This is a genomic window from Gammaproteobacteria bacterium (assembly GCA_029882975.1).
In the GTDB taxonomy this organism is placed as follows: domain Bacteria; phylum Pseudomonadota; class Gammaproteobacteria; order SZUA-152; family SZUA-152; genus JAJDNG01.
In genome coordinates, this window is sequence record JAOUJW010000004.1 from 97460 (window position 1) to 118423 (window position 20964).

The window sequence follows — 20964 nt, forward strand, 5'->3', positions numbered from 1 at the left end:
TTATATAGAACTAGAGGTGTGAACGATGAATGTTATTCTGTTAGAAAAAGTCCACAAATTGGGTAACTTGGGTGATAATGTTTCCGTAAAGGCGGGATATGGTCGCAATTTTCTAATTCCCAAAGGAATTGCCGTTCCGGCAACTGCCGACAATGTGGCTAAATTTGAGGCACGACGTGCTGAACTGGAAAAAGTAGCCGGTGAAAAACTGGCGGCAGCAGAAGCCCGCAAACAGCAGTTGACGGACTTAGTCGTGACTATCCAGCACAAAGCCGGCGACGAAGGTAAGTTGTTCGGATCTGTGGGTACTCCCGATATTGCTGACGCTATTAACAACGCCGGAGTGGAAGTGGCCAAGCGTGAAGTTCGTTTGCCCCAAGGTGTGATTCGCCAAGTGGGTGAGCACAATATCGATATTGAATTGCACAGCGATGTGGTGGCGACTATCAAGATCAACGTGGTTGCCGAGTAATCAGTTCGTCAGGAAGCTCACACCTTTTTGGTTTAACCGTGCTTTGCGGTTATGCCTGGTTCAAAGTGGGGCGTTCAACGCCCTGCTTTGATGCCGTCTAAGCAGTCTTGCATTGTGGCACTGCAAAAATATTTTTCTATCTATTATCCTCAGCGACCGGTTTTTACTCTTTTGTCACTATTAACGACAAGCGCCTGAATCTATGCGATATAACACTGGGATTAAAAGAATACCTTGATCCCGATGTCTGATTTGAGCTTAAGATTGCTCCTTGTCAAGTCAATAAGGGAAAATAAAGTCGAAAAACGCTCTATGAAATTCGCTCGGAATTATTTAACATCAGTTCTCTAAATTTTGTGACGATGCCGAGCATACGTGAAAATACTGGAATACCAGTATATTCGTCAACATTGATAGGCTAGCTGTACTTTTACACAAAGCTAAGCGACATAGTGGAACTGATCGCTTAATAGTGGAACTGATCGCTTATCCGGGTTGACGCTATCGCTCACTTTTATAAGGCTATCGCTTACAATGATATAAAAAATGTAATGACGGAACCTTTGCAGCTATTGTATTTCAAAAAAATAGTGACTTGTGTAGAAAAAACACCAAAGTCACTGAATAAACGGGGCCTACTTGCTCACTATTACGATAAACCCACAGAGCGGGGTTTGATGTAAGAGAATTGGGCTACTCCCGTGCATTGCTCAAGCGGTACTGTCGCTGGTAATACACGCAATTTGAATCACTATCGCTCGTTTGATAAAGACACAATGCAAGAACCAGCCTATTTATCTGAATTGAAAGACCCGGCGATGGCCGCTTTAAAAGTAGCGCCTCATTCTATAGAAGCGGAACAAGCCGTGTTGGGCGGTTTGATGCTGGATAATAGCGCTTGGGATAAGATCGCCGATTTTATCACTGAAGGGGATTTTTACCGGCGCGATCACCAAAGCATCTTTCGTGCTATCGCCGCACTGGTCGATAAGCAAAGCCCCTATGACGTGGTCACTTTGTCCGAATGGTTGGAGAAAAACAATCAATTGGAAGATGTGGGTGGATTGGTGTATTTGGGTAACTTGGCGAAAAACACACCAAGTGCCGCCAATATTATCGCTTACGCAAAAATCGTACGGGAACGTTCAGTGTTACGACAACTGATTACCGTGGGTAACACCATCAGTTCCAGTTGCTATGAAACAGAGGGACGCAGCAGTGAGGAACTTCTGGATTCAGCCGAAAAACTGGTGTTCGAAATTGCTGAGAAAGGTTCCCGTGGCCGTGCCGGGTTTGTTGCGATTAAAGATTTGTTGGTCAAAGCGGTTGATCGTATCGATGCCTTGTTTCAGCAGGACAGCCCGATTACCGGCTTACCGACTGGATACACCGATTTTGACGACAAGACCTCAGGGTTACAGAAAGGGGACTTGGTTATTGTTGCCGGTCGGCCTTCCATGGGTAAAACCACCTTTGCCATGAACCTGGCTGAAAATGCCGCCATCCATGCACAGGCTCCCGTAGCGGTATTCAGTATGGAAATGCCTGGTGAGCAGTTGACTATGCGCTTGCTTTCTTCCATTGGTCGAATTGATCAACACCGGGTACGGACTGGAAAATTGGATGATGATGACTGGCCCCGATTGACTCAGGCTGTGGGTTTGTTGGCGGAAGCCCGATTGTTCATTGATGATACCCCGGCCCTCACGCCTAATGAATTACGCGCCCGCTCACGGCGTTTGGCCAGGGAACACGGTTTGGGTTTGATTGTGATTGACTATTTGCAGTTGATGCAGGTCCATGGCAGTCGAGAGAATCGTACCAATGAAATTTCTGAAATTTCCCGCTCGCTCAAAGCGTTAGCTAAAGAGCTCAATGTGCCCGTCATCGCCTTGTCGCAGTTGAACCGAAGTTTGGAACAGCGTCCCAATAAACGCCCCGTGATGTCTGATCTGCGGGAGTCCGGCGCGATTGAGCAGGACGCGGATGTGATTGTATTTATCTACCGTGACGAGGTTTATAACGAAGACAGTCCAGATAAAGGAACGGCGGAAATCATTATCGGAAAACAACGTAATGGTCCCATAGGTTCTTTGCGCTTGACCTTCTTGGGGCAATATACCCGCTTTGAAAATCACATATCCCATGTGTACGAAGAAGGATATGCATGAGCCGAGCTACACGCGCCGGCATCAATTTATCCGCATTACAGCATAACCTTGAGTGTGCGCGCCAATACGCGCCGGGTCGACGCATTGTTGCCATAATTAAAGCCAATGCCTATGGTCATGGTGTGCTCCGTGTAGCCAATGCTTTACACACGGCCGATGCCTATGGTGTAGCGAGTTTGGACGAGGCCTTGCTACTTCGCTTGAGTGGTATCACTTCTCCCATATTACTCCTGGAAGGTTTTTTCCATACTTCGGAGCTGGCGGAGATTGACCACAACAAGCTGGACATGGTGATTCACAGTCTGGAACAAATTCGCGGTCTGCAACAAAACGGTTTTTTTGAGCGACCACAACAATCCACTTTGTGGCTGAAACTGGACAGCGGCATGCATCGTCTGGGATTTTCCGTTGAAGAATTTCACCAAGCGCTGACTGTGGTGCAACAATCCGGTTTTAAATTTGTGCTTATGTCTCACTTGGCCTGTGCAGACGATACCGATAACTCGACCACAGAAAAACAGATCCGCTTTTTTGATGACCACACCCATGAGGTGAACGCACCTCGTTCACTGGCTAATTCCGCCGGCATATTGGCTTGGCCCCAAAGCCATAGGGATTGGGTGCGTCCGGGGATTATGCTCTATGGCGGCAGTCCACTGTTGGATCAAAGCGCACAGGCATTGGGATTGCGACCGGTGATGACGCTGAGCACGGAATTGATCGCAATTAAGCAACTGAAAAAAGGTGATGCCATTGGTTATGGCGGCACCTGGGTTTGTCCGGAGCAGATGTCGGTGGGAGTGGCAGCCATTGGTTACGGTGACGGCTATCCACGTCATGCTCCCACCGGTACCCCTGTGCTGGTCAATGGGGTACGTTGCCAGTTGCTGGGGCGGGTTTCCATGGATATGATTACTGTGGACTTGCGTGCTTGCCCACAGGCCAGAGTCGGTGACAATGTCACCTTATGGGGTGATGGATTGCCCGCCGATGAAATCGCGTTGCAAGCGGGTACCATTTCGTATGAATTGTTTTGTGGTATCACCGGGCGTGTTGAGTTTACCGAGACCGAGGTTTGATAGTAGCGGTGTCCAGGGCCTTTAAAGCGATCATTTAATATGGCAAAACAAAAATCTGCATTTGTGTGCACCGACTGTGGCGGTGAGCATACCAAGTGGCAAGGGCAGTGTGATCACTGTGGTGTGTGGAACACCTTGAAAGAGGTGCGATTGGGTAAAGCTTCGCGAAATATCGATGGTTATGCGGGGTCAACCCAAGCCCGCTTGTGTACTCTGGACAGTATTGATGTTGCCAATCATCCCCGAATTGACAGCGGAATCAGCGAACTGAACCGAGTCTTGGGTGGTGGTTTTGTGCCCGGTTCTGCCATAGTGATCGGCGGAAATCCGGGGGCGGGAAAGAGTACGCTGTTATTACAAGTTTTATGTCAATTGCCGTCGGATTTAAACGCGGTTTACATCACCGGCGAGGAATCTTTGCAGCAAGTGGCCTTGCGGGCTAAACGTCTGGGTCTGGCCACCAATCGATTGCATTTGCTTACCGAAACCAATGTCGAGACCATATGCTCGGTGATAGAACCGGTTAAGCCCAAAGTGTTGGTTATCGATTCGATTCAGGTGATGCATTTGGCTGAGGTGGCATCGGCACCGGGGGCGGTGGGGCAGGTGCGAGAAAGTGCGGCTTATTTAACGCGCTACGCCAAACAAAGTGATACTGTGTTATTAATTGTAGGGCATGTGACCAAAGACGGTTCTCTGGCCGGACCCAAGGTTTTAGAGCACCTGATCGATTGTTCTTTAATGCTCGAAAGCTCCACCGACAATCGTTACCGAACCCTGCGCAGCAACAAAAATCGATTTGGTGCAGTGAACGAATTAGGGGTGTTCGCCATGACCGACAAGGGCTTGCGCGAGGTGAATAATCCTTCTGCAATTTTTCTGAGTCGCGGTGATGCAGCTTCTTCCGGCAGTGTGGTCATGGTGGTGTGGGAAGGATCACGTCCATTGTTGGTGGAACTGCAGGCTTTGGTGGATGAAAACCGTCACGGCCACCCTCGGCGTTTGGCGGTGGGAGTGGATCAGAATCGATTGGTTTTGTTGCTGGCTGTGTTACACCGACATGGTGCCGTGGCTGCCGGGGATCAGGATGTTTTTATCAACGTGGTGGGCGGGGTAAAAATCGTGGAGACCAGTGCGGATTTAGCTGTGTTGTTGGCAGTGGTTTCCAGTTTGCGTGATCGGCCTTTACCGCAGGATTTGGTGGTGTTTGGGGAAGTGGGTTTGTCCGGGGAGATTCGGCCCGTACCCAGCGGTCAAGAGCGGCTGCGTGAAGCCGCAAAACACGGCTTTAAGCGCGCAATTGTTCCTGCAGCGAACAAACCTAAGACTGCCATAGAGTCTATGGAAGTAATGGCGGTGAGCAAACTCAGTGAAGCTTTAGCTTTGATTTGAAGCTCATTCTTAACCCAATGCGGACAATTCTCGCTTTAACATAAGGGCATCGCCCAGATTCAGTTCCACCAGGCGGCGCAAATGAGTGATGCTGTCCAGATCTATATGTTTGCACTGTAAGCCCACGCGGTCTTTCTCTTCATGAGCGATTACAGCTTCCATACGTATATCCACATCGCTGTTGGTGAGGTCCAGGACTAACATAAAGTGCTCGTCGGTTTTACCGGGCCAATTGTCGGGTTTCCTGATTAGAGCTCCGTTTAGGGAAATGTCCAATAGATCTGTATCCCATTTACCGTTAACACTGGTAACGTGGACCGGCCCCTGGAAAGGTATGCGGGAAAAATGACGTTTTTCGGATGGCTGTTCCACTGCCTGTACTCCTCAATTGAATTTGCTGCAAATAATATCGGCTGAACCAATACTTTTGTTAACCCATTTGGTGAACACCGGCACCTTCGTGAACTACAATGCCTTCGTAGAGATAAGCAATTTGTGTACCGCAGTGGCTATCCGTGCATAGCCTTTGGCATTGGGGTGGATAGGGTCGGATTTCAGATCCGAATCGCTTAACACTTCTGCAATAATCTCGGCCTCAAAAGGAACTTGTAATTCCGTGGCCAGCTCTTGATAGAATGCTGCAGGCTTTAAAGACAACAGTTTGGGTTTAGGTACGCCCAGCAACACCACTGCCACCCCCCGGCTTTTGGCTTCCCGGATCATATCGCGTAAGTGGGATTGTGTTTCACTGAGGTTTTTCTTACGCAGCATGTCATTACCTCCGTGGCAGAGGATCAATAGCGCCGGTTGGTGTTGGTCCAATAAGGCAGGCAAACGTTGGACGCCGTCAGCGCTGATTTCCCCCGGCTTACCGGCGTTGATGACCGGCAGTCCACTGAGTTGCTGCAACAAGGCCGGGTAGCTGCTTTGCGGGTTGGCGCCGGTGCCAAAGGTGAGGCTGTCACCGAAACTTAAGATAGTACTTCCGGGGGCCAGTTTGGGCAGCAGCGGTTGGTTCTTACCGCCGCACGCCGCCAATAAGGTCAAACAGAAAAACAGGGCCGGAAAATACCGGAGTTTTTTCGGTGTTATGCTTTGAAATATCATAGGCCTACAATAGGTGATCGGTGTACCTACAAGTTTAACCAAGAATTGACAATAAACAGGGATCCAATGCACAGAATTTGTGAATTTGAAGAGAGGGAAGGGAAAGGAAATAGAAAGTAGGGCAAAATGCTCTGTTCGCACAACTCGCGCTTCTTTAGCGAGGTGTTATGGGTATGGATTGGCAAATATCATATCCAAACTATTTTCATACAGCTGTTCCAGATCCAATCCCGCCGTATGGGCAAGGATCACATCCCCATAAAAACTGGAAGCCAAATGCAATAAGGTCGCAGTATGGTCCTTGTCGGATTCAATTTCCGCTAAGTGTTGCAGTATGGTGTCGTTACCTGTGGGAATTCTGATTTCATACAAATCGGGCGCATCCGGATAGCGCAAGTAGCGATCCGCGCCTTCTATTTCCATGGCATGGGGTTCGATTTCATTACTGAGTAAAGAGGCAACGAAACTGGCGAGAAGCCGTGGGTGCTTGTTGACCAAGCCTGCAGTGTGGGCGAACAAGCGCCGAATGGCCGCTTCACCTGCGAGGGGTGCTTGTCGCTGCAAATAAAGCAAGTTCAAACCCCAATGCCCCATCATGTATTTGAGGATATCTTCCTTTTTTTGAAAATAATTGAAAAACGTCATTTCCGTGATGCCAACGGATTCTGCAATTCGCATGACTTTCAAATCGCGGAAATTTACCGTCGAACTCAGTTCGTAAACGGCATTGAGAATATTCAGCCGGGTTCGAGCCTTGTTCAGTTCTCGTTTGCCAAATTCGGTCATGATGGGGTATTCCTCGTCGGAATTATATCTTTGATATTACAAAAGAAAGATATATAAATTATAGTCGACTAAATAATTATTGACAAGCATGGCGTTAAAGACTAAACTTTTAGTCAGCTAAAAGAAAAAGTTTTCGCCAGGTTTTCCACCACTTGGAGGTCATCATGGTCACACATTACCGCTTCGCTTTTCGCTTCTATGGCTATAGCGCGCTGACTGCCTGGGCCTGTTGGGCACCGGCCGCTTATCTCAGCCACCGAGCCGATGCTGCGGACTACAGCGCTTACGTCAGTTTTTTCGGCTTGTTGGGCTTATGCGGCCCCTTGTTGGTCGCGTTGTATTATTCGGCCAAAGATAAAAAGGTGATGAGGGATGTCGTATCGCGCCTGACGAATTTCCAAAAATCCACGTTGCCCTATTTACTACTTTCTGTGTTACTCATGCCGCTAAGTATTCTGCTGTCCATGCTCCTTTCGCTCTTAATAGGGCATAGTAGTGATCAATTCATCATCAGCGGACAGGCGAGCTTTAGCTCGGGAGTATTGCCTGTCTGGTTTATCTTGATCATGGCCCCCGTTATTGAAGAATTGGCCTGGCATTCCTATGGTACCGACTGCCTGCGTAGGCGCTACAGCCTGTTTACCACGTCAATGCTGTTTGCCGTGTATTGGGCCATTTGGCATTTACCCCTGGCGTTTGTTAATGGCTACTACCACAGTAACTTGGTGGTGGATGGGGTTATTTACAGTATAAATTTTTTGCTGAGTCTGTTCCCGTTCGTGCTGCTGATGAATTGGCTGTATTACAAAGCCAATCGCAACATACTCGTCGCGGTGTTACTGCATCTGACGGCCAATGTGTTTAACGAGATCTTTGCGACGCATCCCGACAGTAAAGTCATCCAGACGGTGTTCTTACTGGCACTGACGGTATTCTTGTTGATCAGTCAAAAATCCTATTTTTTCAGCAAAGACGTAGCGGATGAGCCGACAAATTCGCAATCCACGGCCGGGGTAGCTGGCTTATCCCTGCTAAAATCCTAGTAACCTGTTTATAAGACTCTATGCTTTTAGAAGGACATAAAAGGTCTTAAAAGGATATCAAGATGAATCACAAAAGCACATACCTCGCAATAGTTTGCACAATGCTCTTGCTGCAAGCGCAAAGCGCAGTGGCAGACGTACAGATACCGGAAAGACGAACCGATCAATACATCACTCAGAGCGGCTACGTGGTGCTTCCCTTGCCCTACAGTGTGCCAGGTATTGGTTCGGGGCTTACGGTATTGGGCAGTTTCTCCAATGTCTATGGGACCACCATCGACATAGATGCATTAGCCATCGGTGGTGATGCCGGTGGTTCCATGCTTTTTCTGCACGAAATTCCCTTGGCCGGTAAGTGGCTCAGTATGGAAGCGGCCTATCAGAATATCACTAAAGCCAGCATCAACTTCTATTCCAAACGCGGCATGGAGGGCGCCAAGAATGATTTTAACATTATGGAAGTCGGGTTCTTTAAAAGTCTCCACAATGCCCTGGTCTTTAGTTTTTATGACAAGCGATTCAACTTTCGCATTAACCACAACCGGATGGAATATCGCATTGATGCATTAAGAGACAGCAATGGTGAGTTTCTTAACAGCGTAAATATCCAGGAAAAAAACACCCAAAACAGCTTATCTTTTCAGCTGGATTTAACCGACGACCATTTCGACCCCAGGCGAGGCTTCAGGTTGGACCTGAATTACAGTAAGCACAAAGCCAGAGACATTAAATCACCGGACCTGTGGGTGATGGATACCAGTCTTTTTGGTTACATTCCCGTAGGCAAATACAACACACTGGCGTTAAACTATTTTCAATCCGACGCCCATGTCACTCGCGAAGGCGAAACCAATATGACAGCGATTCTTGCTGAGCTGGAACCCTGCACCCCCGGCGACACTGCCTGCGAGGATGCGCGCAATGCGTTGGCATTGACTACCTACAATGAAAGAAAATACGGCACCGCCCGCGACATGGGGGGTGACCAACGCTTGCGTTCCTATCCCGGCAGCCGTTACAAAGGCGCTCATTCGGCTTATTTGGGCGTAGAGTTTCGTTGGAATTTCTTTCAGGAAGCCACACCCTTCGACTACTGGATATGGCGAGACGTACGCACCGGCATCCAAACCGCTTTCTTCGTGGAAGCTGCATCTGTCTCCGAAACCACATCGGCCCTGTGGCGCGAAAAACGTGTCAGCGTAGGTACCGGCGTCAGACTCATTACTGCTTCCGGTGGTGTATACCGTGCTGACGTAGCCAGCGGCAGCGAAGGAACCGAGTTGACGGTTGTGTTTAATTATCCGTGGTAGTTATTGGTAACAATAATTTCTCTGAAATTTTATAGGTGGGTGGTTCAGCCAAGCGATTCGCTGGAGTTTCAGTCTGCACTTAGATCAACAAATACCTTTCAGATTCGAAAACACAGTTGTCTGTCAAACGACGAAGTAGAATGGGTCGGCTGATCATTTGGATTCCAAATTTTCAATGCAGGCAGCACGCCTTAACGGTTGCCTGACAACTAGGTTGTGACTTGTATTGAATTCAAATGTAGCTACAATGGATACACAAATGTGTATCCAAAACGGCTAAAAAATGATCAAAAGTTCTTCAATTAGAATTAGGATTGACCCGGACTTGCATAGCGAGTTCTTAACAACATGCAGAAATCAAGACAAACCAGCTGCTCAGGTTTTAAGAGAATTTATGCGCGAGTATGTTGCCAAATATCCTCCGGTTGAGCAGCGCGAGCTTTTTGTGGCCGAAGAAGAAATAGAATACAAATAACAGAGGTGCCAATGGAGTTAAAGTTGATTGATTTGTTTGCGGGAGCGGGCGGACTGACTTTGGGTTTCACTGATAACAGATATGGTGGAGGATTTAACTGCATTTTCAGTTTGGATAATAATATCAGTGCCGTGGAGTCTCACAAGGAAAACTTTAAAAATTGTGAGCCGGTATGTGAGGATATTGAAGCTTGGTTGGCTCGTAAACCGAAAGTCCCGAAAGCTGATGTTGTTGTCGGTGGGCCACCTTGCCAAGGATTCAGTTTGCTGAACAAAAAAAGAAAGGGCGACAAAAGGAGGGAGTTGTGGGAGCCTTTTATGGATGTAGTGGAATTATCCGGTGCACAGGCATTTGTTATTGAAAATGTGCAGGGTTTATTGAAGTCGCCGGAGTATTCCGCTATATGCGAGCGGGCATCTTCTCTTGGATTCAACACCGCGGCGGATGTTTTAAATGCTGCTGACTACGGTGCTCCTCAAACCAGAAAACGAGCCATTATAATAGGTTGGAAGTCCGGTAAGTCCGATGCGTTTATTTCATTTCCGCCAAAACAAACTCATTCGAAGGATGGTAAAGACGGTAGATTAAAGTGGAAAACTGTAGCTGAATGTATTAAAGATTTGCCAAAGCCTTTGGGCACGGAAATTCGTTCTTGCGATCCTCCTTTGAATTTACACTTTGGTCGCAACCCAACAAAACTGAGCCAAGAACGATATAGAGCAGTTCCCAAGGGAGGGAACAGATTTAGTTTACAGAAAAATGCGCCACACTTGACACCAAAGTGTTGGATAAAGAAAAAAACCGGCGGTACAGATCTTTTTGGAAGACTGTGGTGGGATCGACCTTCAGTAACGATTCGAACAGAATTTTTTAAACCTGAAAAGGGAAGGTATCTTCATCCGGATCAGCATAGGCCTATAACCCACAGAGAAGCGGCGAGATTGATGGGGTTCCCTGATGAGTTTAAATTCGTAGGGTCAAAAATTGAAATCGCCAAGCAAATAGGAAATGCAGTTCCTCCTCAACTTGGAGGTGCGGTTGCGAAAGTGGTTTTGGAATTGTTACGAAAGAAACATCGACGCGTAGCATAGATGCTATGACGAAGCACTCCGGTTGGTCACCTGAAGAACTAAGAAAAGAGCTGGTTGATCTATTGCTTGATTTCGAAAGGAAGTTGGCCTCGGGTGGTTTGAGGAATCAGGTAAAAGGATTGGTTCCTGCACACTATTTATTGTGGGAGTTGGGAAGTTCATTGATTTCCACTGATAAGTCGTCTGCGCGTGATCGAATTCTCCACTACTTGTTAGAGTATCCCGATACAGTAATCGAAGGTGAAGAGTTAATGGTGGTGGCAGGTATAAGTGAGTGGGCCAGAAGGGTTCGGGAGCTTCGAGTACAGTTTGGGTGGCCTATTATGTCCGGTGTAACCTACCAAGAAATGGCAAAAGAAGAATATGTAAAGGATCTTTCAGGACAAGATATAGCAAATTTGCGGCCTGACCAATACATTATGTTGAGTACAGGACAAGATTTAGAGGGCGCGCATCGCTGGAACGAAGCCAATGCCATACGTAATATGAAAGATATAGGAGTACGTGCAAGACTTCTGAAGTATTTGAGAATGAATGTAGGAAAATTGGTGACTGGTGAAGAGCTTCGTTACTTAGCAAAAAACCGCTCCGAATGGGCTAGGAGGGTAAGGGAGTTGCGAACTGAGTTTGGTTGGCCCGTGGTCACTAAACAAACGGGTATGCCGGAACTGCCGGTCGGTACCTATTTATTGGAAATGGACAGACAGTCGCATGAACATGACAGGCGGATTTCAGACCAAACTCGTCGTGAAGTTTTACGCCGTGACGGATATAAATGTCAGGTTTCGGAATGCGGGTGGCATATAAGTGAATATAATCGCGCTGACCCAAGGATATTGGAGTTGCATCATAAAGTTCATCATGCAGAGGGTGGTTCGAATACTGTGGAAAATCTAATAACTCTATGCAACTTATGTCACGATAGAGTCCATGCGAATTCAATCCAACTTTAGAATCGACTATGGTTGACAGCCTGACCAAGGAACAGAGAAAGTTTTGCATGTCCAGGGTCAAGGCGGGGGATACGAAGCCGGAGTTGGTTATCAGGAAGGGCTTATTCAAAAAAGGTTTTCGATATTTACTACATGATAAACGGTTACCGGGAAAGCCTGATTTAGTATTTCCCAAATACAATGCAGTTATATTTATAAATGGTTGTTTTTGGCATCAACACGATTGCCCGGCATTCACTTGGCCCAAAAAGAATAAAAATTTCTGGCGAAAAAAATTATCCCGCAATAAAGAATTGGATGGGCTCAATTGTGAAAAGTTGAAAGCCGGGGGTTGGTATGTATTAACGGTGTGGGAGTGCGCTCTCAAAGGGACGGCGAAATTAGGACGAGACACTCTAATTAACCGAATTTCCTTGTGGTTGGTTTCTGAAGCTTGTGACCTGGAGATACGTGGCCATATTCAATCTGGAAGTGAAACAACCATTCGAGTCAAGTCGCTTGCTTTATAATACATCGCGAATGTATCACTGTGATGAGCGCGACTATAGGTATTGGAAATCGTGTGCCAATGAAAGATTGAGGGGGGCCTTCAAGCGTGTCACCGGATTACGCTGAGCTAATCCAGTCTACTGATGGTTAAAATGAAGTGTGACTTGTTTAAGCCAGCATATGCACCATAATCCGCTCGTACATGGCGGACAAATCATCCAGGTCCTGGATTTTGACGCATTCGTCGATTTTGTGGATGGTGGCGTTGCAGGGGCCCAGTTCCAGTACTTGAGCACCGGTAGGCGCGATGAAGCGGCCATCGGAGGTGCCGCCGCTGGTGGATAACTCCGTATCACGTCCGCTGACTTCATGCACAGCCTGAGTGGCTGCGGTTACCAGTGTGCCGCTGGGGGTTAGAAAGGGCATACCGGATAGGTTCCAGTCCAGCTGGTATTTGATGCCGTGATGGTTTAGCACTTGTTCCACTTTTTGTTGCAGTTGTTCCGGTGTGGTTTCGGTAGAGAAGCGAAAATTAAACAGCAGTTTCAATTCGCCGGGAATGACATTGGTGGCACCGGTGCCGCCGTTGATGTTGGACACTTGAAAGGTGGTGGGCGGGAAAAACTCGTTGCCCATATCCCATTGCATGGCGGTTAACTCTTGCAATGCCGGGGCAAAATGATGAATGGGGTTTTGTGCCAAATGTGGGTAGGCCACATGACCTTGTACACCATAAACGGTCAGTTCAGCACCCAGGGAACCGCGGCGACCGTTTTTAATCACATCACCCACATGCTGAGTGCTGGTGGGTTCGCCCACCACACAAGCAGTGATTTTTTCATTCCGGGCTTCCAAAGCTTCAATTACTTTCACTGTGCCGTCCACGGCGGGGCCTTCTTCGTCGCTGGTGATGAGAAAACCGATGCTGCCTTTGTGCTGTGGATGTTGGGCCAGGAAAGATTCGCACGCCGTTAACATGGCGGCCAAAGAGCCTTTCATATCGGCAGCGCCGCGACCGTACAAATAGCCATCGTGCTCTGTGGGTTCGAAGGGCGGGAAGCGCCATTGCTGTTCCGGTCCGGTGGGGACTACGTCCGTGTGTCCGGCAAAGACCAACAAGGGTTCTGCGGTGCCTTTGCGCGCCCACAGATTGTCCACCTCACCAAAGCGCATGGGTTCCACATCAAAGCCCAAGGGTTGGAGAAATTGGCCCATCATCTCCTGGCAACCGGCATCGGCGGGAGTAACGGAGTTTCTGGCGATGAGGTCTTTAGCCAGTTCTAAGGTCTTGGACACGGACTTTCCTTTTTGCTATCGGTCTTTGCGTTTTTATTTGTGCGTGTATTTCCGCAACTCAGTCTCTAACAACTCAGTCTCTAACAACTCAGTCTCTAACAACTCAGTCTCTAACAACTCAGTCATTAACAACATCAGTCTTTAACAACTTAAGTCTTTAACAGCTCAGTGTAATTAGATTCCGAAAATCCTACCTGTAATATGCCCGGTCCTTGCAGTACCGGGCGTTTGATTAAAGCAGGATGTTGGCTGATCAGAGTCAGGGCTTTGTTGTTGTCCATGGCGTCTTTGTCACCGGCGTCTAACTGTCGCCACGTTGTGCCGCGGCGATTGACCACGGTTTCCCAGCCTAACTGTTGCAGCCATTGTTGCAACTGTTGTTGCGGTACGGCCTGTTCGCGCAAGTCCTGGAATGCATATGCCACCGCTTGAGCATCCAGCCACTTGCGGGCTTTACGTACCGTATCGCAGTTTTTAATGCCGTACAACGTCAGCATTAAATGTCTCGCAATAACTCATTGATGCCCACTTTGCTGCGGGTTTTCTCATCCACTTGCTTCACAATGACTGCGCAGTAGAGGCTGTATTTGCCGTCTTTGGAGGGCAGGTTGCCGGAGACCACAACCGAACCCGCGGGGATACGACCGTAGGTGATTTCGCCGGTGTCACGGTTGTAAATGCGCGTGCTTTGACCGATGTAAACCCCCATGGAAATAACCGAGCCTTTTTCCACAATCACCCCTTCCACCACTTCGGAACGAGCGCCGATGAAGCAATCGTCTTCGATAATGGTGGGGTTGGCTTGTACAGGTTCCAACACACCACCAATGCCGACGCCCCCGGACAAGTGTACGTTTTTACCAATCTGTGCACAGGAGCCTACGGTGGCCCAGGTGTCCACCATAGTGCCGCTGTCTACATAAGCACCGATGTTGACGTAAGAGGGCATTAACACCACATTGGGAGCAATGTAAGAACCGCGCCGAGCGGTGGCCGGCGGTACAATGCGGACACCGCTTTCACGGAATTCACGCGAGTTGGTATCGGCGAACTTGGAGTCCACTTTATCAAAATAGTTGGTGAAACCGCCTTTCATAAAGCGGTTGTCTTCAATGCGAAAAGACAGTAATACCGCTTTTTTCAGCCATTGATTCACCACCCACTCGCCGTCAATTTTTTCGGCAACGCGCAAGCGGCCTTTATCCAGTTGGTCGATAGCCATGGTTACGGCTTCTTTCACATGGGTGTCTACGCTGCGAGGGGTAATGTCGGCACGGTGTTCAAATGCCTCTTCAATGACGTTTTGTAAATCGGTCATTCTGCTTGCTCCTGATGTCAGTAATGTTCGTTTAAACTGTTTTAATAAATGTTAAGCACTAGTTCGCTTAATTGCGGATAATCTCTTAGATTCCTTTTTGTATGAAACTCACCATGCGATTGGCTGCTTCCAGGCACTGTGACTCGGTGGCGACCAGGGCAATGCGGACTCGGTTTTTACCGGGATTGCCGTCGCTGGTATCGCGGGACAAATACGTACCGGGTAATACGGTTATGTTTTGGCTGCGATACAATTCTTTTGCAAAGGTTTCGTCATCGCTGGGTGTTTGCGGCCACAAGTAAAATCCGGCTTGTGGGTGCTCCACTTGCAAATGGGGTTGTAACACTTTTAATACGGAGTCGAACTTGTGTCGGTATATATCCCGGTTTTGTCGCACATGTTCCTCGTCATTCCACAAAGCGATGCTCGTAGCTTGGATAAACAATGGTACTGCACAGCCGTGATAAGTCCGGTACAGTAAAAATTTCTTCAAGACGGCGGCGTCGCCGGCGACAAAGCCGGATCGTAGTCCGGGCACATTGGAACGTTTGGACAAACTGTGAAATACCACGCAACGTTTGAAATCGGTCCGGCCCATCGCCTGTGCTGCCTGTAATAAGCCTGGTGGCGGTGCGGTTTCATCAAAATAAATTTCCGAATAACACTCATCCGAGGCGATAATAAAATCGTGTTCGTCAGCCAGTTGAATCAGCTTTTGCAAAGACGGCAAGTCCATGACGGCTCCGGTGGGGTTGCCGGGTGAACACAAATACAGCAGTTGACAGCGGGACCACACTTGGGCCGGGACTTGCTCAAAATCTGGAACGAAATGTGTTTCTGCTACAGTATTAAGGTAATAGGGTTCGGCGCCGGCCAATAAGGCGGCTCCTTCATAAATCTGGTAAAAGGGATTGGGCATGATGACAAGCGGGTTTTGCTGTCGGTCGACCACCGCCTGGGCGAAGGCAAACAAGGCTTCGCGAGTGCCATTGACTGGAATGACATGCTCGGCGGGGCTTACGCTGCCTTCGTTCAGATGGAAACGACGCGTCAGCCAGTCACTAATGCATTGGCGTAATTCGTCCGTGCCTTTGCTCAAGGGGTATTGCCCCAGACTGCTCAGGTGTTTGAGCAATTCGGGAGCGACAAAATTCGGCACTTCGTGTTTGGGCTCGCCAATGGACAACGCAATTGGCTCCAAACCCTCTGGCGGAGTGATGCCCGTTTTCAATTGCAACAATTTCTCAAACGGGTAGGATTTTAATTTGTTCAGGTCCGGATTCATTGATTCTGGTTTTTGCCACGATGTGGTTTCGCAAAACTGTGTAGTATAAATCATTCACTCTATGTCAACCAATCCTAATACCCAAAATCAATTTTGGCCCATTATTTCACTATTGGTAGCCGCCACCCTGTGGGGGGTGTCCTGGTATCCCTTGAGGTTTCTCGAAACGCGCGGACTGAGTGGGCTTTGGATCACATTAATGGTCTATAGTGTCGCTCTATCCGTAGGTATGTTGTTTTATTACAAACACTTGAAAGAGTTTTCTCGATTGCCCCACATTGTGTTTCTGGTAGCGGCAGGTAATGCCTGGTGCAATGTGGCCTTTATTCTGGCGATATTGGAAGGCAATGTGATGCGGGTGTTACTGCTGTTTTACCTCTCGCCGGTGTGGGCGACCTTACTGAGTCGCTGGTGGCTGGGGGAACGGCTCACATGGTTGTCCTGGTCGACGTTGGTTGTGGCTATTGTGGGGGCGTTGATCATGTTGTGGGACCCGGCTATAGGATTCCCCTGGCCCCAGTCCAGGGCGGATGTGTTGGCTATCACCTCGGGGATGGCATTTGCGTTGGGCAATGCAGCGGTGCGTAAATTACAGGAAACCTCGGTACCGGCAAAAAATCTGGCGGCATGGTTGGGAGTCACCGTACTTAGCGCGGTTTTGCTACTGGTGCAGGGCGCCAGTGTGCCCCAGATAAGTGCCGGTGTGGTGACCGGTACTTTGTTTATTGGTGGAGCGCTGGTTATGCTCATGACGTTCACAGTGCAGTATGGAGTCACCCATTTACCCCTGCACCGTTCAGCCATAATATTGCTGTTCGAGTTGGTTGCGGCGGCACTGTCATCCCACTGGTTAAGTCATGAACGCATGAGCCAAGAGGAATGGTTGGGTGGCTTACTCATTGTTTTGGCGGGGTATTTGTCAGCTCGATCGCAAATGTCGCCACAATCGTAAATTCCGCCGCGCCGGGTAAAAGCGTTTTGCCCGTTTACTAATAAAACTATCGGATGGAACTATGACCATTTCTACCTTGCTACACGTCAGCTTATTGGTGGCGGACACTGTCGTATCAGAGCGATTTTACCAGGAGATTATCGGCCTGGAAAAATCCTCAGATCGACCGGATTTGGGTTATCCCGGTGTTTGGTTTGAGTTGGGCCCACAACAGCTTCACCTGATTCAGCAGCCCAACCCCGACCCGGTTGAGGGACGGCCGCTTCACGGCGGCTATGACCGCCATGTGGCTTTTGCAGCGGATGATATAGAGGCATTGATACAACGCTTGGAGCAACACGGGATCTCCTTTACCCGCAGCCGGTCCGGGCGCAATGCGTTGTTTTTACGCGATCCGGACGGTAATGCCTTGGAGTTCGTAGGGGGTTAAGAATTCCCTGTAAATCATTGTGTTGAGAATGTGAAGCTTGTCTGCGCTCAAGGGTCTAAGGTTTGGGTGTGGGAAGTCGTTATAAATTGAGATTGGGTTCAGAAATTCCGGAGTTTACGGTGGTTATGAAGGCGCTTGGTTTTTTGCATTTATTACCCGCAGGTTTATTGCTATTCAACACTCCGGTGTTTGCCAATCTATCCGGATCTGAGCCGGCAGATACCCGCCCGGATGGGGTGAGTCAATATGTACACATTGACCGCCATGTTTTGAACACGCCGCGACAACAGACCCGTTCCATTAAACATTTAGTACCTTATTTAATAAAACCGGCGCGCTCTGAACGTGAAAAAGCCAGGGCTATATACCGCTGGATCACCGAGAACATTGCTTACGACACCAAATCCTATTTTTCAGGGCGGTACCGCAATCGTGCTGTAAAAACAGCTCATGTATTGAAACGCCGCCGAGGGGTCTGTGATGCGTACTCGCGCTTGTTTATCGATATGGCCGCGATTGCGGGTTTAAAGGCCGTTAAAATCAGCGGTTATGCCAAAGGTTTTGGGTATCAGGCAGGTGACGCGGACAGCAATGAGAACCACGCATGGAATGCCGTCCGTATCGATGGTGAGTGGTACCTGGTGGACGCCACTTGGGGTGCCGGAACCATTGATCGAAAGTCCAAACGTTTTAAAAAGCGCTTTCGTGAGTTTTATTTTCTAAGTGAGCCGCAGCAGTTTATTTTCAGTCACTATCCTAAAGAACAACGTTGGCAGCTGTTGGAACGTCCCAAGAGTTTTACCGATTTTAATCGTACTGTGTATTTGAATTCAGAATTTTTTGAACACGGTCTACGTTTGGACAGTCACAATGAGGCGGTCATTCGCACCAATGAGCAGCTGAATTTGTCACTCTATGTTCCGGAGCAGTCTGAGATAACAGCCTATTTGTATTTAACTGACACACCCTTGGATCGGCATCAATTTTACTGGACCCAGGCAAGGGGCAAAACGGCCATTAGTGCGGTGTTTCCTCAAGAGGGGGAATACCGGTTACAGGTTTTTACCAAGGACCGGAAGCTCGATTCCAGTTTCACCCGGGCCTTGGAATACAAAATCGTAGCTCAACGGGGATCGCAAAAAACCTTTCCCATGTTCCACGATGCTTATTTCGACAGCGGTATCCAAGTGGACAGCCATCCGGAAGGGGTCATCTATACCAACGGCCGTTTGGAAATGTCTTTAAAAGTACCTCCGGGTATAAAAATTTCCGCCCAGTTACAGCAGGATCGACAGGTGTTGTCACGGGATCAAGTGTTTTTGCAACGAGAAGGTGATCGTTACCGAATCTACTCTCTGTTTCCCCAGGCAGGTGAATACGTTCTACATTTTTTCTCGCAGGCCGCCCAAAATAACAGCCCAAAGATATCCACATTGGAATACACCGTCGTGGCGCAAACGGGAGATGGCAGGGTGCGCTTTCCCACTCGATACAAAAAATACACTGAACAAGATGTCTTTCTCTATAGCCCCATTGACAATCAATTGGCCAGTGGTCAGCCTGAATTGTTCAAAATTCGAGTGCCGGAGGCGGTCGAGGTAGCGGTGACTATTGGGGATCAATGGTATTTTCTGGAACAGGCGGGCAACGTGTTTTCCGGTTATGTGCCCATCGGTGAGGGTGAGATAGCCATTGTTGCCCGTTTTGATAAATCTAAAGCAAAATACAGCAGCTTGTTGAAATACAAAGGAATATAGACCATTCTACGTCCGCTTGCCGGTTTTCCCTAAGGCGTCAATATTTAGTATGATAGTTCAGGTGCAGGTTTTTGCGGTATTTGCACTAACAACAATACGACTAGGGGTAGGTGATGGGCTTGTTTCAAATGCTGGGTGCCATAGTTTTACCGGCGATCATTACGGTTTTTCCTGTTAAATCCTATGGTGACGTGTTTGCCGGGGCAGGGGGCGGAACGGCACAGTACAATTACCAGGATGTTAATGAAAGTGTGCAGAAAAAGCTGATTCTGGGGTATCGATTTTATAATCACAAGGCCAATGCGTTTTCCGGATATTTGGAGCTGTTTAATATGGGGCAGGCCGATGTTAGCTGGACGGGGCGGGATGTTTTTTTGCATATGCAGGGTGGGAGCCTGTTGTTCTCTTACAGCGTGTTGTCCTCGCGCAGTCTAACCAGTTTCATGAATTTTAAAGCCGGTGTGTACAAAATTCGTACCGAAGTTCAGGACAGAGTCGATGGGAGTGCGGATTCCTTGGGCAGCACTGGATTCGTGTTAGGGACTTCAATTGGCACTTTCTTAATGGATAAACGCTTGGCTTTACATGCCGAACTGATGCAGTATTTTAATGTAAAGGATACCCAGAAAAATAACTCCGTAATGGCTTACAGTTTCAATGCAGTGTACTATTTTAACGACGCCGATGCTCAAAAGTCTCACAAACGCATTAAGGGGTCTCAAAGATAAAAACACCAGGGAAAGTTTAATAGGCGCTGGTGTTTTTAATGCATTTATTTTCTGGGGCAAATATTAAAACATATGAGCTCGGTCTTTGTTGAAACTCATTAAGAGAAAAAACTCAGTATTATTACCGTCATATGCATCACTGCCGTCATGGAGATCGAGGAGGGATTTGCGCAGTTCCATGCTCAAAACAAAACGCGGTGCGATTTGTATTTTCATGCCGGCGGTGGCACCTTGAATGTTTCCTCTTAAAATGGCATTGGGTTCAGAACTATTCCCATGGATGTTGAGCCGTCCCCGTCCAAAACCTCCGCCGGCATAAAACCGAACTTTTCGTACCGGTGGAAAATAATATTTCGCCTGGAGCAGGTACCGATAGTAGCTGGCGTATGCGTCCGGTGAGCCGCTAAGGTCCATCGTTTGATAATAAATGTCGCTGCCAAATGCGAGGCCGTTGGAAATTAGATAGTGATATTCCAGTCCCACCGGGCGCACTTTATGGGAGTTAATATCCACTGTGGTACCTTGCACGGTAATGGTGTCCTCGCCCCAATTCACTTGTCCGGTTTTTAAAGCAAAAATACTATCGGCATAGACGGAATGACAAATAAGCATCGGGAAGAGTAGAGCCATTGTACGTAGAGCTATTGTTCCTATAGGTTTTGTTTTTAGTGACATTGTTTTTAGAGATATTGTTTTTAGAGATATTGTTTTTAGAGATATTGTTTTTAGAGATATTGCTTTGAGAGTCATGCTTCTTATGGTTGTCGGAATGGAGTGAATATTGGTTTTTATATCGGCATTCATGGTTTTCTCTCGATCGATAGTAAACG

22 protein-coding genes are annotated in these 20964 nt (G+C 48.0%); 14 read left to right on the forward strand and 8 right to left on the reverse strand.

Annotation, left to right across the window (positions count from 1 at the left end):
* Positions 1–25: 25 nt before the first annotated feature.
* The 4 genes from rplI (at position 26) to radA (ending at position 5114) form a co-directional block, all read left to right on the forward strand.
* Complete coding sequence (gene rplI, locus OEY58_04600) at positions 26–472, forward strand: 50S ribosomal protein L9 (GenBank protein MDH5324722.1); 447 nt, start codon at positions 26–28, stop codon at positions 470–472.
* Positions 473–1248: 776 nt separating this feature from the next.
* Complete coding sequence (gene dnaB / locus OEY58_04605) at positions 1249–2643, forward strand: replicative DNA helicase (protein MDH5324723.1); 1395 nt, start codon at positions 1249–1251, stop codon at positions 2641–2643.
* The gene (gene alr, locus OEY58_04610) at positions 2640–3722 is read left to right on the forward strand and encodes an alanine racemase (protein ID MDH5324724.1); all 1083 of its coding nucleotides are present in this window, start codon (positions 2640–2642) and stop codon (positions 3720–3722) included. The genes dnaB and alr overlap by 4 nt, the downstream gene beginning before the upstream one ends.
* 39 nt (positions 3723–3761) lie before the next feature.
* Positions 3762–5114, forward strand: coding sequence for a DNA repair protein RadA (gene radA / locus OEY58_04615; protein MDH5324725.1), 1353 nt, complete (start codon positions 3762–3764; stop codon positions 5112–5114).
* A gap of 9 nt (positions 5115–5123) precedes the next feature.
* Here the strand turns inward: radA and OEY58_04620 are convergent, their stop codons facing one another.
* The 3 genes from OEY58_04620 to OEY58_04630 all read right to left on the reverse strand — a co-directional run bounded on the left by OEY58_04620 (position 5124) and on the right by OEY58_04630 (position 7007).
* Complete coding sequence (locus OEY58_04620; protein ID MDH5324726.1) at positions 5124–5486, reverse strand: PilZ domain-containing protein; 363 nt, start codon at positions 5484–5486, stop codon at positions 5124–5126.
* A 93-nt stretch (positions 5487–5579) separates the two neighbouring features.
* Complete coding sequence (locus tag OEY58_04625; protein MDH5324727.1) at positions 5580–6221, reverse strand: arylesterase; 642 nt, start codon at positions 6219–6221, stop codon at positions 5580–5582.
* 165 nt (positions 6222–6386) lie between these two features.
* Positions 6387–7007: a TetR/AcrR family transcriptional regulator gene (locus OEY58_04630; GenBank protein MDH5324728.1), complete on the reverse strand. Its 621-nt coding sequence runs from the start codon at positions 7005–7007 to the stop codon at positions 6387–6389.
* Positions 7008–7171: 164 nt separating this feature from the next.
* Between OEY58_04630 and OEY58_04635 the strand changes: the two genes are divergently transcribed.
* The 6 genes from OEY58_04635 to OEY58_04660 all read left to right on the forward strand — a co-directional run bounded on the left by OEY58_04635 (position 7172) and on the right by OEY58_04660 (position 12388).
* Positions 7172–8050: a CPBP family intramembrane metalloprotease gene (locus OEY58_04635; protein MDH5324729.1), complete on the forward strand. Its 879-nt coding sequence runs from the start codon at positions 7172–7174 to the stop codon at positions 8048–8050.
* Between the two features lie 62 nt (positions 8051–8112).
* Complete coding sequence (locus OEY58_04640; protein ID MDH5324730.1) at positions 8113–9360, forward strand: hypothetical protein; 1248 nt, start codon at positions 8113–8115, stop codon at positions 9358–9360.
* A 283-nt stretch (positions 9361–9643) separates the two neighbouring features.
* Positions 9644–9835: a hypothetical protein gene (locus OEY58_04645; protein ID MDH5324731.1), complete on the forward strand. Its 192-nt coding sequence runs from the start codon at positions 9644–9646 to the stop codon at positions 9833–9835.
* A gap of 11 nt (positions 9836–9846) precedes the next feature.
* The gene (locus OEY58_04650) at positions 9847–10926 is read left to right on the forward strand and encodes a DNA cytosine methyltransferase (protein ID MDH5324732.1); all 1080 of its coding nucleotides are present in this window, start codon (positions 9847–9849) and stop codon (positions 10924–10926) included.
* Positions 10927–10931: 5 nt separating this feature from the next.
* Positions 10932–11879, forward strand: coding sequence for an HNH endonuclease (locus OEY58_04655; GenBank protein MDH5324733.1), 948 nt, complete (start codon positions 10932–10934; stop codon positions 11877–11879).
* Between the two features lie 8 nt (positions 11880–11887).
* Positions 11888–12388, forward strand: coding sequence for a very short patch repair endonuclease (locus OEY58_04660; protein MDH5324734.1), 501 nt, complete (start codon positions 11888–11890; stop codon positions 12386–12388).
* A gap of 148 nt (positions 12389–12536) precedes the next feature.
* Here OEY58_04660 and dapE read toward each other — a convergent pair whose 3' ends face one another.
* From dapE to dapC, 4 genes are all read right to left on the reverse strand, one after another.
* Positions 12537–13664, reverse strand: coding sequence for a succinyl-diaminopimelate desuccinylase (dapE, locus tag OEY58_04665; protein ID MDH5324735.1), 1128 nt, complete (start codon positions 13662–13664; stop codon positions 12537–12539).
* Positions 13665–13813: 149 nt separating this feature from the next.
* Positions 13814–14161, reverse strand: coding sequence for an ArsC family reductase (locus tag OEY58_04670; protein ID MDH5324736.1), 348 nt, complete (start codon positions 14159–14161; stop codon positions 13814–13816).
* The gene (gene dapD / locus OEY58_04675) at positions 14161–14982 is read right to left on the reverse strand and encodes a 2,3,4,5-tetrahydropyridine-2,6-dicarboxylate N-succinyltransferase (protein ID MDH5324737.1); all 822 of its coding nucleotides are present in this window, start codon (positions 14980–14982) and stop codon (positions 14161–14163) included. The genes OEY58_04670 and dapD overlap by 1 nt, the downstream gene beginning before the upstream one ends.
* An 85-nt stretch (positions 14983–15067) precedes the next feature.
* Entirely contained in the window at positions 15068–16267 is a 1200-nt protein-coding gene (gene dapC / locus OEY58_04680) for a succinyldiaminopimelate transaminase (protein MDH5324738.1), read from the reverse strand.
* Between the two features lie 61 nt (positions 16268–16328).
* Here dapC and OEY58_04685 point away from each other — a divergent pair, with 61 nt between their 5' ends.
* From OEY58_04685 to OEY58_04700, 4 genes are all read left to right on the forward strand, one after another.
* Entirely contained in the window at positions 16329–17219 is an 891-nt protein-coding gene (locus OEY58_04685) for a DMT family transporter (GenBank protein MDH5324739.1), read from the forward strand.
* A 61-nt stretch (positions 17220–17280) separates the two neighbouring features.
* Positions 17281–17649 (forward strand): VOC family protein, encoded by a 369-nt coding sequence (locus OEY58_04690; GenBank protein MDH5324740.1) that lies wholly within the window; start codon positions 17281–17283, stop codon positions 17647–17649.
* A 125-nt stretch (positions 17650–17774) separates the two neighbouring features.
* Positions 17775–19406, forward strand: a complete 1632-nt coding sequence (locus tag OEY58_04695; GenBank protein ID MDH5324741.1) for a hypothetical protein — start codon at positions 17775–17777, stop codon at positions 19404–19406.
* Between the two features lie 113 nt (positions 19407–19519).
* On the forward strand, positions 19520–20134 hold the full coding sequence (locus tag OEY58_04700; protein ID MDH5324742.1) for a hypothetical protein: 615 nt from the start codon (positions 19520–19522) through the stop codon (positions 20132–20134).
* Positions 20135–20197: 63 nt separating this feature from the next.
* On the opposite strand, the gene OEY58_04705 is transcribed toward OEY58_04700, so the two are convergent.
* Positions 20198–20938 (reverse strand): porin family protein, encoded by a 741-nt coding sequence (locus tag OEY58_04705; GenBank protein MDH5324743.1) that lies wholly within the window; start codon positions 20936–20938, stop codon positions 20198–20200.
* Positions 20939–20964: the final 26 nt, after the last annotated feature.